The organism is Streptomyces nogalater, from assembly GCF_039532885.1.
GTDB lineage: Bacteria > Actinomycetota > Actinomycetes > Streptomycetales > Streptomycetaceae > Streptomyces > Streptomyces nogalater.
This window is the reverse complement of record NZ_BAAASM010000037.1, coordinates 252,888-266,901: the sequence shown is the minus strand read 5'-3', so window position 1 is coordinate 266,901 and position 14,014 is coordinate 252,888. Positions and strand designations below refer to the sequence as shown.

The window sequence follows — 14,014 nt, the reverse complement described above, 5'->3', positions numbered from 1 at the left end:
CGTGGATGAATGACAGGGTGACCCCTCTCACATTGGTCTGTCGAGGGCGCGTGACCGGTTCGTAAGGGAACCGGCAGGTATGTCGTTCTCGTCTACCGCAGGGGCCAAGCCCTCACACAGGACACTGGTACATGGTTCGGACAGGGCGCGCGCGCAAGCGCGCGGCGCATGGAGGAGGCATCGGTGGCGGGCGAGTCCCCCGACAGGTCGAAGCAGCGCGAGTCGTCGGCGGAACCGACGTCACAGAGCGCGGGTTCGGTTCCCGAGGCGCGCGATCCGCGGCTGACGGTGGCCCGCGACAAGGGTTCCTCGGCCGACGGGGACACGGAGCTGCGCGCGGCCGTCTCGGCGTGGACCCGGGAGCCGGGGAACGACGCGACTGCAAAGAAGGCCGGTGCGGCCGGGGACGCGGGCGCGGGGGCGTCCAAGGGCGAGGCGGCGAGCGGGGGTTCGTCCCACGGGGAGACCGAGGGCTCGTCCCGCCCTGCGGCCGGTGCCGACGCCGACGCCGATGCCGACGCCGACGACTCGTCAGGCCGGGAGGCCGAGGGCGAGGGGGAGAGCGAAGGTGACGAGTCGGCCGACTCGCGCGCCGCGGCCGAGTCCGAGGGCGCGTCCGGCACCGGTGCCGAGGACGGCGACGGCACGGAAGCCGGGACGAAGACCGACGCCGACGACCACGTCGGCGCCGAAGACGACTCCCGCACCGACGCCAAGGACGACTCCGGCACCGACGCTGACGAGGACTCCGGCACCTCCCCTGAGGACGAGCCGAAGGACGAGCCGAAGGCGGAAGCCGCCGACGACGACGCGAAGGTGAAGAAGGCGGACGCGAAGGACGAGGCCGACACCAAGTCGACCAAGTCCGACGCCGACGCGACCACGGACGCCAAGACCGGCATAGACGCGGCCCCGGACGCAGACGCAGACACCTCCGACGACGACGCAGACACCGACGACGCCGACGACGCCGGCCCGAAGGAAGACACCGGTGCCAAGTCCGGTGCCGCCGCCGCGGGCGTCGATCAGCCGACCACCGTCTTCAAGGCCGTACAGCCCAAGAAGCCCGCCGTCGACCAGCCCACCACCATGCTCAAGGTCGGTGGCAAGGACAAGGACAAGGACAAGGGCAAGGGCAAGGCCGAGCCCGCCGAGTCCGAGTCCGAGCGCACCAGCAAGTTCGTCGCGCTGAAGGACGACATGCGCCCGGCCGGAAAGGCCGCCGCCCCCGCCGCCGCGCCCTCCTCCGCGCCCGCGTCGAAGGACGGCGCGCGCCCGGCCGGCCAGGCCGCACCGTCCGAGGCCACCACCGCCGTTCCCCGGATCGGCCCCGAGCTCACCACCCAGCAGCCGCTGCCGCCCAAGCCCCCGCTGGATCTGCTGGCCGAGCTGACCAACACGCCGCCGCCCCCGGAGACCCCGGTCCGCACGCTCGTGCGCCGGATCAAGATCTGGACGCCGCTGGTCCTGCTCCTGGCGATCATCTTCGCGGTCGTACAGACGTTCCGTCCGCTGCCGGCGCCCGCCCTCGCGCTCACCGCCGAGGACACCTTCACGTTCGACGGCGGCGCGACCCGGCTGCCCTGGCCGGACGAGGGCCAGGGCTGGGTGGACGGCGACGGCATCGGCACCATGGGTCACTTCGGCGACCAGAAGCCCGTGGCCATCGGCTCGGTCGCCAAGACCATGACCGCCTACATCATCCTCCGCGACCACCCGCTGAAGCCGGGGCAGGAGGGTCCGAAGATCGAGGTGGACCCGAAGGCGGAGAAGGAGGGCGGCTACGACAAGGACGGCGAGTCCACGCTGAACACCGTCAAGGCCGGTGACCACCTCACCGAGAAGCAGGCCCTGTCCGCCGTCATGATCCCCTCCGCCAACAACATCGCGCGGCTGCTCGCGCGCTGGGACGCGGGCTCGGAGGCGGCGTTCGTCAAGAAGATGAACGCCACCGCCAAGGAGCTGGGGATGACCGGCACGACGTACACCGACCCCTCGGGTCTGAAGGAGACCACCGTCTCCACGGCCGAGGACCAGGTGAAGCTGGGCCGCGCGGTCGTCAAGAACCCGGCCCTGGTCGCCATCACCAGCGCGGCGAGCTGGACGGACCCCTCCGGCCGCAACTGGCCCAACTACAACGAGCTGCCCTACCGCATCGGCGCGATCGGCATCAAGACCGGCAGCACCACCAAGGCGGGCGGCAACCTGCTCTTCGCCTCCCGCAAGAAGGTCGGCGGGCAGACGGTCACGATCGTCGGCGCCATCCTCGGCCAGAACAAGACGCCGATCCTCGGCACCGCCAACGCGGTCAGCAAGACGGCGCTGCTCGCCGCCGAGGAGGCGCTGACCTCGGCGAAGGTCCTGAAGAAGGGCGATGTGGTCGGCTATGTGGACGACCGGCTCGGCGGCCACACCCCGGTGGTGGCCACGAAGGACGTCACGGCGGTCGGCTGGGCGGGCCTGAAGGTCAGGCTGACCTTCGCCTCCGGGTCGGTGCCGCACACCGCGAAGGCCGGCACCCGGGTCGGCACGCTCACCGTGGGTGACGGTTCGGCCGCCGCGGTGAAGGTTCCGGTCGCCCTCCAGAAGGATCTGGCCGAGCCCGGATTCGGCGCCAAGCTGACCCGCCTGGGCTGATCACCGGCCGCCCGAGCCCGTCCCCGCACCCCGTCGCCGGAGCCCCACCCGGGAGCTTTCGCGGCGGGGTGCGTGCTAGCGTCACGAATCGGGGCAGGTCGCCGGTCACGCGAGACAGGGCCGCGAACTGGAAGAAAACGGAAAGCGGCCGGGTACACCGTGGAAGCGGCCGAGAACAGAAGACGGGACACGGGGAGTGCCTTCAGTGGCCACAGCGGAGCCGACACACGCCGACGACGCCGAACCGGGCCCGGGAGCCGACGCGCGAATACGTCCGTCCGGGACCGGCGCGGACAGCGGCACCCCCGAGGTGCCCCCCGGCGGATCCGCGGATCCGCGCACCGCGCTCGGGGCGCTGCGCCGGCGGCTGCTGCGGCATCCCGTGCTGTCGGTCACGGCCCTCGCGGGTGTGCTGCACATCATCTGGTTCTTCACCTTCGCGAACAGCGGTGGTGATCTCGCCGCGCAGGACGCGTGGGCGGAGTTCGTCGGCCGGCACCCGGACTCGGCGTACAACCTCGCCTGGTACGGGGGCATGCACCCGGTGTCGTACAGCGTGGTGTCGCCGTATCTGATGTCGGTCCTCGGCGTCCGTACGACGATGATGGTCGCCGGCACCGTGTCGGCGGCCCTGCTGACGCTGGTGCTGATCCGCAGCCGGGTGGTGAAGAACCCGCTGTGGGCCTCGCTCGCCGGGGTCTTCGCGTTCCTGTGCAACGCGATCTCCGGGCGGGTGACCTTCGGGCTCGGCACCATGTTCGCGCTGGGCGCGGTCGCGGCGGTGTTCTGCTGGCCGTACCGGTGGCGGACCAAACGCTGGGCGAAGGCCCTGGTCACCGCCCCACTGGCCGCGCTGGCCACGATGTCCTCGCCGGTCGCGGGGCTGTTCGTGGGCCTGGTCGCGGTCGCCCTGTTCCTCCAGAAGCGGCGGCCGGGCGCCTGGGCGCTGGGGCTCGCGCCGTCGGCGGTGGTCGCGGTGTCGGCCTGGCTGTTCCCGTTCTCCGGCACCCAGCCGATGGGGTTCGGCTCGGTGGTCATGCCGCTGTTGTACGGCCTGCTGTGCCTGTTCCTGGTGCCCAAGCGGTGGGTGACCGTCCGGCTGACGGCGGCCGTCTACAGCCTCGCCGTGGTGCTGGTGTGGCTGATCAGCTCGCAGATCGGGTCGAACATCTCGCGGCTGCCGATGCTGTTCGCGGGCGCGGCCCTGATCGCGGCGCTGCCGTACACCGTGCCGAAGTCGCGCAAGTGGTATCTGACCGTGCTGGCCTTCCTCGGCTTCGTCGGCTGGATCGGCTACAAGTCTGTGGACGACATCATCCACACCACTCCGGCCGCGTCCTGGGCGCGTGAGCTGGCCCCGCTGGTGCACGAACTGCAGAAGGGCGGCGCCGAGAAGGGCCGCGTCGAGGTGGTCCCGGCCCGCTCGCACCGCGAGGCCTCCGCGCTCGCGCCGTACGTCAACCTGGCCCGCGGCTGGAACCGGCAGGCCGACATGGAGCGCAACCCGCTCTTCTACGACGACACGCTGAACTCGGCGAACTACTACGAGTGGCTGAAGCGCTGGGCCGTGCACTACGTGGTGCTGCCCAAGGACGACCTGGACGGGTCCGGCGGCCAGCGGGAGCGGGAGCTGCTGCGGCGCGGGATGCCGTATCTGAAGCAGGTCTGGGGCGACGCCAACTGGCAGCTGTTCAAGGTGACCGACCCGGCGCCGCTCGCCGAGCCGAACGCGGTGGTGGACCGCGCCGACCAGGTCGAGATGACCCTGCGGGTGCGCAAGCCCGGCCGGGTCCTGGTGCGGATCCCGTACTCGCCGTGGCTGAGCATCGTGGACGAGCACGGCAAGAGCCTGAAGCCGCCGCAGGAGTCCTCCGACGCGCCCAAGACCTACCGGAACGTCAACGGGTGTCTTACGCAGACCCCGGAGGACGCGAACGGGGACCGGTGGACGGTGCTGGTGGCGCCGAAGGCGGGGACGTACCGGCTGGCCGCGCCGTACCAACTGCCGCGCGGTACGCCGTGCCCCGACGAGCTGAAGTGACGCGACGGTCTGAAGCGACGGCGGCGGACTGAACGACTCGACCCACACCCCCGTTCAGAAATATGAACGGGGGTCACTGCGACGAACGATTTTACTCTTACTTGACCTTACCGTTGCTTGTCGCGTTCATGTGAGCGGAACCACGATCGAGCACATGAACAGTCTCGACTGGGCCGTGCTCATCGGCTACTTCGGCGTGATGGTCGCGATCGGTGTCTGGTCGCACAAGCGCGTGGACAACGTCTCGGACTTCTTCACAGCCGGCGGCAAGATGCCCTGGTGGCTGTCCGGCATCTCGCACCACATGTCGGGCTACAGCGCGGTGATGTTCACCGGGTACGCGGGCATCGCCTACACCTACGGCGTCACCTCCTTCATCACCTGGTCCTTTCCCATCGCGCTCGGCATAGCCATCGGGTCGAAGCTGTTCGCGCCGCGCATCAACCGGCTGCGCTCCCGGCTCCATGTGGCCTCCCCGCTGGAGTACCTGAAGAACCGCTACGACCTGCCGACCCAGCAGGCGCTCGCCTGGTCCGGCATGCTGTTGAAGATCGTGGACGTGGGCGCCAAGTGGGCGGCGATCGCCACACTGCTGTCGGTGTTCACCGGGGTCTCGCTGAACCAGGGGATCCTCATCACCGGCGCGATCACCGCCGTCTACTGCACGATCGGCGGCCTGTGGGCGGACGCGCTGACCGAGCTCGGGCAGTTCGTCATCCAGCTACTGGCCGGGCTGTCCATGTTCATCGCGGTCGTGGTGAAGCTGAACGAGAAGAACATCGGCTTCCTCGGGGCCTGGGACGAGCCCGCGCTGCACGGCCACGAGAAACCGCTGGTCGGCCCGTACAGCACGGTGTTCCTGCTGGCGTTCCTGTTCATCAAGCTCTTCGAGTACAACGGCGGCATGCTGAACCAGGCCCAGCGCTACATGGCCACCGGCACCGCCCACCAGGCCGAACGCTCGGCCCGGCTGTCGGCGATCCTGTGGCTGGTCTGGCCGGTCGTCCTGTTCTTCCCCATGTGGATGTCCCCGCTGCTGGTGCGGGCGCAGAAGCCGGACGGCTCCGACTCCTACGCGCTGATGACCGAGCAGCTGCTGCCGCACGGGCTGCTGGGCCTGGTCATCGTCGGGTTCTTCTCCCACACCATGGCCATGTGCTCCTCCGACGCCAACGCGATCGCGGCGGTCTTCACCCGGGACCTCGCGCCGGTGCTGTCGGCCAGGGCGCGGGGCTGGGGCGAGCGTTCGGGGCTGATCGCGGCCCGGGTCACCACGGTCGTCTTCCTCGGTCTGTCCATGGCGGTCGCGACCCAGGTCAACTCCCCCGCGTTCAAGGACATCATCACGGTCGTCATCAAGTGGGTGGCGGGGCTGATGGGACCGATCGCGATCCCGATGATGCTCGGGCTGCTGCGCGCGTTCCGCCGCTCCGGGCCGACGGCGGCGCTCACCAGCTGGGCGGCGGGCCTGCTGGCCTTCTGGCTGGTCAACTACCCCATCAGCTGGAACGTGGACGGCGGTGTGCCGCTCCAGTACCAGGTCTCGGTGCCGCTCGCGGTCTCCCTGGTCCTGTACGTCCTGATCGGTTACCTGAAGCCGGAGGACACACCGGAGCGGCTGGCCGTCATCGAGAAGGTGAACACCGACAGCGACGGGACGGCGGTCCCGGCACCGGCCAAGGCGGGCGACGGCGTGGTGGGAGCGCCGTAGGGGCGCCTCACGCCCGCGGGTACCGCGCCAGCCAGCCCGGGGACGTCCCCGCGGGTCCGTGCAGGGCCGGGCCCTGGGTCATCTCCATCGCGAAGTCGTCGGCGAGTTCGAGGAGCGTGGGACGGCCCTCCAGTTCGGCCAGCCAGGCCGGGGGGAGGGCCGTTTCGCCGTGCAGGGCGCCGAGGAGCCCCCCGGTGAGGGCGCCGGCCGCCGCCGACGGGCCGCTCTGGTTGACCGCGAGGCACAGCCCGTGCCGTACGTCCTCCCCCACCAGCGCGCAGTAGACGGACGCGGCCAGCAGCCCGTCCGCCGTGCCGTCGCCGGCCAGCTCCTCCACCCGGGCCGGGGCCGGCACGCCCTGCCGTACCGCGCCGAGGGCGCGCCGCAGGGCGTCGGAGACCGGCTGGTGGCCGGGACGGGCGGCGAGCAGGGCGAGCGCCCGCCGCACGGCGCCGTCCAGGCTGTCGCCCCGGGCCAGCGCGTGCACGATCACGGCGTACGCGCCCGCCGAGAGGCAGGCGACGGGATGGCCGTGGGTCTGGGCCGCGCACTCCACGGCCAGTTGCACGACGAGTTGCGGCTCCCAGCCGACGAGCAGTCCGAAGGGGGCCGAGCGGGCGACCGCCTCGGGGCCCGGCTCGTCGGGGTTCTTGGGGGACTCCAGCGTGCCCATGGTCCGGTCGCCGAACCCGATGAGCAGCGCGCGGGTGGGGCCGCGGCGGGCGTACAGCCACTCCTCGCGGGCCAGCCAGCCGTCCTCCGCGCGGCGTTCGTCGGGGCCCCAGTCCCGCTGGGTCGCCGCCCAGCGCAGATACGCCCGGTGCAGATCGGTCGGCGGGTGCCAGGCGCCGGTGTCCCGCCGTACCTGGGCGCGTATCAGCCCGTCCACGGTGAACAGGGTCAGCTGGGTGTGGTGGGTGACGCTGCCGCGGCGGCCGTGCCCGAAGGCCAGGTCGAGCAGCCCCTCATCGCCGTACGCGGCCCGTATCTCCGGCAGGGAGAGGGCGTCCACGGGTCCGCCGAGCGCGTCGCCCACCGCGACCCCGAGCAGGGTGCCGCGCACCCTGCTGCGATAGTCCTGTTGTTCGGCACGGCCCCAGACGGCACCGGTCGTCACCCCCACCAGACCTCCCCTGGCACCGCCCGCCTGTACGACGCGCAGCACTGTAATCGACCGGGAACGGCCCGTTCAGCGGGACAAAACCGCCTCCACGGGGCGTTGTCCGGCGGACCGGCCACGTTCGCCCCGGCGCTCCCCGCGGTTCACCGGCCCTCTGGCTCAATCCCCGTGCACGGGGCCGGTGTTGGCCAGGAGAGAATCCAGTCATGACCACCACTCCCACCCGCCCCACCGGCCTCCGGCTCGCCGCCGGGGTGCTCACCGGCATACTCGCCCTCTACATCACCCTGGTCGCCTTCGGGAACATCACCGACTTCGGCACCAACCAGAGTTACGTCCGGCATGTGCTGTCGATGGACACGACGTTCAAGGACGGCGACCTGAAGTGGCGGGCCGTGACGAGCACGGCCCTGGAGGACGCCGCGTACGTGCTGATCATCGTCTGGGAGAGCGTGGCGGCCCTGCTGCTGATCTGGGGGACGTCGCTGTGGGCGCGCGGCAGGGACGATTCCGCGCGGCGCTGGTCCACCTACGGGCTGCTGATGCTGATGCTGCTGTTCGGCGGCGGGTTCATCGCCATCGGCGGGGAGTGGTTCGCCATGTGGCAGTCCGAGTCCTGGAACGGACTGGAGGCGGCGACCCGGATCTTCCTGATCAGCGGGGTCGCGCTGATCGTCAACCAGCTCCCCGCCCGGCAGCCGCGCACGGAGACCGAGACAGGGGGCGGGGACGGGGACGGACGCTAGTCGACGACCGCGACCCGGGTGCCCTGGTCGCCGAAGGACCACAGCGCGGCCCCGTCCTCCTTGTGCAGCCGGATGCCGCCCAGCTTCTGGCCGTTCGCGGGGGGCGGGGAGGAACCGTCCAGCGCGTTGGAGAAGGCGACGTTCACGCCGTCCGCCGTGGTGAAGTACATGACGTGCTCGATCTCCACGCCGTCCGAGCCCTTGAGGGACTGGGTGCGCTTGATGACCGAGTAGCGGCCGGGCCGCGGGTCGACCGTGCCCGGCCACACCGGGAACGTGCGGATCGGCTTGCCGGTCGCGTCGACCAGCCACACCCGCTTGGCGCCCACCGAGTACACGATCCGGCGGCCGTCGCCGGAGTCGTCCGGCAGCGCGGGCTCCTGCGGGAGGGACGCCGGCGCGGACGCGTGCGGGCTCGCCGACGCCGACGCGCCGGGCCGGGCCACGGCGGCGGCCGTGGGATGCGGCCCGGCGTCCGCCTGTACGGCGAGGGCGACGACGACCGCGGTCGCCCCCGTCGTCAGACCGGTGACCCAGGCCCAGGAGGGCAGTCGGGCAGCCACGGGACGCATCTCCTCCGCTACGGGGCCCCGTCCAGCATCGGGGGTCGGACAATCGTACTCAGTCCAGGACCGGCAGCAGCTCCGGCAGGTGCCCGTCGGACGCCTCGGCGGCCCGTACCCGCTCCTCGGGGACCTCGCCGTAGAGGGTGGTGCGCGGCCTCGCCGGGCGGCCGGCCGCCTCCGCCACCGCGATCAGGTCGCGGACCGACTTGTACGAGCCGTAGGAGGAGCCCGCCATGCGGGAGATCGTCTCCTCCATCAGGGTGCCGCCGAGGTCGTTCGCGCCGGAGCGGAGCATCTCCGCCGCCCCCTCCGTGCCCAATTTCACCCAGCTTGTCTGGATGTTGGGGATCCAGGGGTGGAGCAGGAGCCGGGCCATCGCCGTCACCGCCCGGTTGTCCCGCAGGGTCGGCCCCGGACGGGCGATCCCCGCCAGGTACACCGGGGCGTTGGTGTGGATGAACGGCAGGGTGACGAACTCGGTGAAGCCGCCCGTCTCCCGCTGGATGCCGGCCAGCGTGCGCAGATGGCCGAGCCAGTGCCGGGGCTGGTCCACATGGCCGTACATCATCGTGGACGACGAGCGGATGCCCAGCTCGTGCGCGGTCCTGATCACCTCGATCCAGGTGGCCGTGGGCAGCTTGCCCTTGGTGAGCACCCAGCGGACCTCGTCGTCCAGGATCTCCGCCGCCGTGCCGGGGATGGAGTCCAGGCCCGCCTCCTTGGCGGCCGTCAGCCACTCGCGGACCGACAGACCGGTGCGGGTCGCGCCGTTGACCACCTCCATCGGCGAGAAGGCGTGCACATGCATGCCCGGCACGCGCTCCTTCACCGCCCTGGCGATGTCGAAGTACGCCGTCCCGGGCAGGTCGGGGTGGATGCCGCCCTGCATGCACACCTCGACCGCGCCGACCTCCCAGGCCTGCTGGGCGCGGTCCGCCACCTGCTCCAGCGACAGCGTGTAGGCGTCGGCGTCCGTGCGGCGCTGGGCGAAGGCGCAGAACCGGCAGCCGGTGTAGCAGACGTTGGTGAAGTTGATGTTGCGGGTGACGATGTAGGTGACGTCGTCGCCGACCGCCGACCTGCGCACGTCGTCGGCCACCCGGCACAGCGCGTCCAGCGCCGGGCCGTCCGCGTGCAGCAGGGCCAGGGCCTCGGCGTCGGTCAGCCGGGTCGGGTCGTCGGCGGCCGTGCGCAGCGCCTCGCGCACATCGGCGTCGATCCGCTCCGGGACCATCCCCGGGGCCGCCGCCTCGCGCAGGGCCTCCCAGTCGCCGTAGACCTCGTCGAAGTCGGCGCGCCGGTCGCCGGTGCGGCCCTCGCTGTCGATGGCCGTGTTGAGGTCGGTGCGGCCGGTGGCGGTGAACACCTCCTCCGGTTCCTGCCAGGGCCGCCCCTCGACGACCGCGTCCGGCAGGGCCAGGCCCGTCTCCGGGTCGGCGAGGGCGGACACGTGCGGGCGCAGCCGCGGGTCCAGCCAGGGCTCGCCCCGGCGCACGAACTCCGGGTACACGCACAGGCGTTCGCGCAGCTCGAAGCCGGCCGCCCGGGACCGCTCGGTGAGTTCCTCGATCTGCGGCCAGGGGCGCTCGGGGTTGACGTGGTCGATGGTCAGCGGGGAGACCCCGCCCCAGTCGTCGATGCCGGCGCCGATCAGCCGCTCGTACTCCGCGTCGACCAGGTTCGGCGGGGCCTGGAGGCAGGCGCTCGGGCCCATGATGTGCCGGGCGACGGCCACCGTGGCGACCAGGTCGTCCAGTTCGGCGTCCGGCATGCCGCGCATCGCCGTGTCCGGCTTGGCGCGGAAGTTCTGGATGATCAGCTCCTGGATGCCGTGGTAGGCGCGGGCTACCTTGCGCAGCGCGAACAACGACTCCGCGCGCTCCTCGTACGTCTCGCCGATGCCGATCAGCAGGCCGGAGGTGAACGGCACGGAGGAGCGGCCGGCGTCCTCCAGGACGCGCAGCCGGACGGCCGGCTCCTTGTCCGGGGAGCCGTGGTGCGGGCCGCCGGGCTCGGACCACAGCCGGGTCGCGGTCGTCTCCAGCATCATGCCCATGCTCGGCGCGACCGGCTTCAGCCGCTGGAAGTCCGTCCACGTCATGACGCCCGGGTTCAGGTGGGGCAGCAGGCCGGTCTCCTCCAGGACGCGGATGGAGATGGCGCGGACGTAGGCGATGGTGTCGTCGTAGCCGTGCGCGTCCAGCCACTCGCGCGCCTCGGGCCAGCGGTCCTCCGGCTTGTCGCCGAGGGTGATCAGGGCTTCCTTGCAGCCGAGGGCGGCACCCTTGCGGGCGATGTCCAGCACCTCGTCAGGGGACAGGAACATCCCGTGGCCGGCGCGGCGCAGCTTGCCGGGGACGGTGGCGAAGGTGCAGTAGTGGCACTTGTCCCGGCACAGCCGGGTGAGCGGGATGAAGACGCTCTTGGAGTACGTGATGACGCCGGGCCTGCCCGCCGCCTCCAGGCCCGCGTCCCGCACCCGGGCGGCGGAGGCGGCGAGGTCCGTCAGGTCCGCACCGCGTGCCTGGAGGAGCACCGCCGCCTCGGCGACGTCGAGGGCGACGCCGTCCCGGGCACGTTTGAGGGCGCGACGCATGGAGTTCTCGGTGGGGCCGGTTCCGGAGGTCGCGGAAGTCGTCATCTCTTGAGCATACGGTCGCGGTGATCAACGCCGAGGAGGGTGGGGCGCCGAGGAGGGCGGGTTCCCGCCGGGGGTGCGCGCGGGGTGGCTTGTGGCCGGTCGCGCCGTTCCCCTCGCCCCTTGAAGGCACCTACCGTGGGCGTGTGACGACCTTGCGCGGCACCTTCGCACCGGGCTCCCCGGACTTCGTCTACCTGCCGTTCGACGTCCCGCCCGGCGTCGGCGAGTTGAACGTCCACTACACCTACGACAAACCCCCCGTCCCGCCCGGCACCCCCGGCAACGCGCTGGACATCGGGCTGTTCGACCCGCGCGGGACCGAGGTCGGCGGGCGGGGGTTCAGGGGATGGTCGGGCGGGGCGCGCAGCGAGTTCTTCGTGCGGGCCGACGCGGCGACCCCCAGCTACCTTGCCGGCCCGCTCACCCCCGGCACCTGGCACATCGCCCTCGGCCCCTACACCGTGGCCCCGCAGGGTCTGGCCTACGAGGTCACCGTCACCCTGACGGCAGGGGCGGCCGCGAAGACCCCCGAACCGGTGTACCCGCCCGGCCGGGCCCGGGGGCGGGGGCGGGACTGGTACCGGGGCGACTGCCATCTGCACTCCTGGCACTCCGACGGCCGCCGCACCCCCGCCGAGATCGCGGCGCTGGCCCGCGCCGCCGGGCTGGACTTCCTCAACAGCTCCGACCACAACACCAACGCCTCGCACCCCCACTGGGCCGGCGCGGCCGGCGACGACCTGCTGGTGCTGCTCGGCGAGGAGGTCACCACCCGCAACGGGCACGTGCTCGCGCTCGGCACCGACCCGGGCACCTTCGTCGACTGGCGCTACCGGGCCCGGGACGGCCGCTGGGCGCACTTCGCGCGGGCCATCCGACGGGCCGGCGGCCTGGTCGTACCGGCCCATCCGCACGGCGACTGCGTGGGCTGCTCCTGGCGGTTCGGGTTCGCGGAGGCGGACGCCGTGGAGGTGTGGAACGGGGTGTGGACGCCCGACGACGAACTGGCGCTCGCCGGCTGGGACACACGGCTGGTGGCGGCGGCGCGGGGCGAGCGGGCCTGGCTGCCCGCGATGGGCAACAGCGACGCCCACCGCGATCCGGACGTGGTCGGGCATCCCCAGACCGTCGTCCTCGCCGACGGCCTGACCCGGGAGGCGATCCAGGAGGGGCTGCGGGCCGGGCGGTCCTACGTGGCCGAGTCGCGCCATGTCTCGCTGGACTTCTCCGTCACGGCGGAGGGGGGCGGGCGGGCCGGGATCGGGGAACGGCTGGCGGTGGCCCCGGACACCCCGGTGACCGTGCGGCTTCAGGTGTCGGGGGCGCCGCGCTGCGCGGTGCGGTTCCTCACCGACCAGGGCCTGGTGTTCACCGGCGAGCCGTTGCCGGTGTCCGGCACGGGGACCGTGGAGTGGCACACCTCCCCCGCCCGCGCGGCCTACGTCCGGGCCGAGGTGCGGCACGAGACGGCGCTGGGGCCGGTGCCGGGGGCGATGGCCGCGTTCACCAACCCGGTCTTCCTCGGGCCGGTCGGCGGCGGGTGGCCCGGCGCAGCGCGATGATCTCGGCGACCGCCTCCAGCCAGCGGGCGGCGCGCTCCTCGGCCTCGGGGGTGGCGGCGGTGCGCGCGGCGCCGTCCAGCCACTCCCGCAGCAGCGCGGCCGGTTCCGGCGACGGCAGCGGCTCGGGCAGCCCGGCGGCGTACCCGAGCCCGCCCGCCCGGACGATCCCGGCGAGGAACACCAGCGAGCGGGGCAGCACGCCGAGCCGGTCCAGGGTGACCGCGGCGGCCACGGCCCCGTCGCCGAACAGGGCGGTGCGGAACGCGTCCTGGACCAGGCCGTAGCGCAGCAGGACGGCGACGTCGGTGGCGGCCAGGACCTCGTCATCGGTGCGGGGGTCGGGCGAAGGGGGCATACGGGCCTCGGTTCCGGTCCGGGTCAGCGGACGGTGATCGTGAAGACGTAGAAACCGGCGCCGGCGCCGTGGGAGTGCGGGTCGGCGGTCAGCGTGGGGTACGGGGACGGGGAGCCCGAGCCGCTGGGGGCGGGGCCCAGGGTGGAGCGGTCGTCGGGGCCGGGTCCGGTGCACGTGTGCAGCGGGCAGTGCAGCAGCCGTACCGTCGTACGGCCCCCGGCCAGCGCGGTGAAGTCGAAGGAGCGGGTGGAACCGGTGCTGCCGGCGGCCCGGCCGTGCTCGCCGGTGGTGTGCTCGCCCCGGTGCGCCAGCACCGCCGGGTCGGGCCGCGGGTCGGCCAGGTACCAGTGCTCGCCGAGGGTGGGGGCCGACGGGACGGTGAGGGAAAAGCTCTCGCCCGGCCGCACGGTGATGTCGCGCCGCTCGACGCCGTACTCGGTGCCGCCGCTGCCGCTCGGTGCGGGCCGCGCGGTGCCGGTGCCGGTGGCGGTGGGCGCGCCGGTGGTGCCGCCGCCGGTGGGGGCGGGCGCGCCGGTGGTGCCGTTCTCGCCGCAGCCGGTGAGGGCGAGCACGGCGAGCAGCGCGAGGAGCGCGGCCGGGGCGAGCGGGGAGGTGCGGGAGGTCATGGTCGGTTG

10 protein-coding genes are annotated in these 14,014 nt (G+C 72.5%); 5 read left to right on the top strand and 5 right to left on the bottom strand.

Annotated features, from left to right (window positions below):
• The first annotated feature begins 183 nt into the window (after positions 1–183).
• From ABD350_RS26260 to ABD350_RS26250, 3 genes are all read left to right on the top strand, one after another.
• Complete coding sequence (locus ABD350_RS26260; RefSeq protein ID WP_344350843.1) at positions 184–2,637, top strand: D-alanyl-D-alanine carboxypeptidase; 2,454 nt, start codon at positions 184–186, stop codon at positions 2,635–2,637.
• A gap of 205 nt (positions 2,638–2,842) precedes the next feature.
• Entirely contained in the window at positions 2,843–4,678 is a 1,836-nt protein-coding gene (locus tag ABD350_RS26255) for an MFS transporter (RefSeq protein ID WP_344350842.1), read from the top strand.
• 154 nt (positions 4,679–4,832) lie between these two features.
• Positions 4,833–6,389 (top strand): sodium:solute symporter family protein, encoded by a 1,557-nt coding sequence (locus tag ABD350_RS26250; RefSeq protein WP_344350840.1) that lies wholly within the window; start codon positions 4,833–4,835, stop codon positions 6,387–6,389.
• Between the two features lie 7 nt (positions 6,390–6,396).
• On the opposite strand, the gene ABD350_RS26245 is transcribed toward ABD350_RS26250, so the two are convergent.
• Entirely contained in the window at positions 6,397–7,512 is a 1,116-nt protein-coding gene (locus tag ABD350_RS26245) for an ADP-ribosylglycohydrolase family protein (protein WP_344350839.1), read from the bottom strand.
• A 203-nt stretch (positions 7,513–7,715) separates the two neighbouring features.
• On the opposite strand from ABD350_RS26245, the gene ABD350_RS26240 reads away from it, so the two are divergent.
• The gene (locus tag ABD350_RS26240) at positions 7,716–8,255 is read left to right on the top strand and encodes a DUF2165 domain-containing protein (protein WP_344350838.1); all 540 of its coding nucleotides are present in this window, start codon (positions 7,716–7,718) and stop codon (positions 8,253–8,255) included.
• Here the strand turns inward: ABD350_RS26240 and ABD350_RS26235 are convergent.
• Positions 8,252–8,827, bottom strand: a complete 576-nt coding sequence (locus ABD350_RS26235) for a hypothetical protein (RefSeq protein WP_344350837.1) — start codon at positions 8,825–8,827, stop codon at positions 8,252–8,254. The genes ABD350_RS26240 and ABD350_RS26235 overlap by 4 nt on opposite strands.
• Before the next feature lie 49 nt (positions 8,828–8,876).
• Positions 8,877–11,462, bottom strand: coding sequence for a bifunctional FO biosynthesis protein CofGH (locus ABD350_RS26230; protein WP_344350836.1), 2,586 nt, complete (start codon positions 11,460–11,462; stop codon positions 8,877–8,879).
• A gap of 143 nt (positions 11,463–11,605) precedes the next feature.
• Here ABD350_RS26230 and ABD350_RS26225 point away from each other — a divergent pair, with 143 nt between their 5' ends.
• Positions 11,606–13,024, top strand: coding sequence for a CehA/McbA family metallohydrolase (locus ABD350_RS26225; protein ID WP_344350835.1), 1,419 nt, complete (start codon positions 11,606–11,608; stop codon positions 13,022–13,024).
• Here ABD350_RS26225 and ABD350_RS26220 read toward each other — a convergent pair.
• The gene (locus ABD350_RS26220) at positions 12,966–13,379 is read right to left on the bottom strand and encodes a hypothetical protein (RefSeq protein ID WP_344350834.1); all 414 of its coding nucleotides are present in this window, start codon (positions 13,377–13,379) and stop codon (positions 12,966–12,968) included. The genes ABD350_RS26225 and ABD350_RS26220 overlap by 59 nt on opposite strands.
• A 23-nt stretch (positions 13,380–13,402) precedes the next feature.
• Positions 13,403–14,005 (bottom strand): protease inhibitor I42 family protein, encoded by a 603-nt coding sequence (locus ABD350_RS26215; RefSeq protein ID WP_344350833.1) that lies wholly within the window; start codon positions 14,003–14,005, stop codon positions 13,403–13,405.
• Positions 14,006–14,014: the final 9 nt, after the last annotated feature.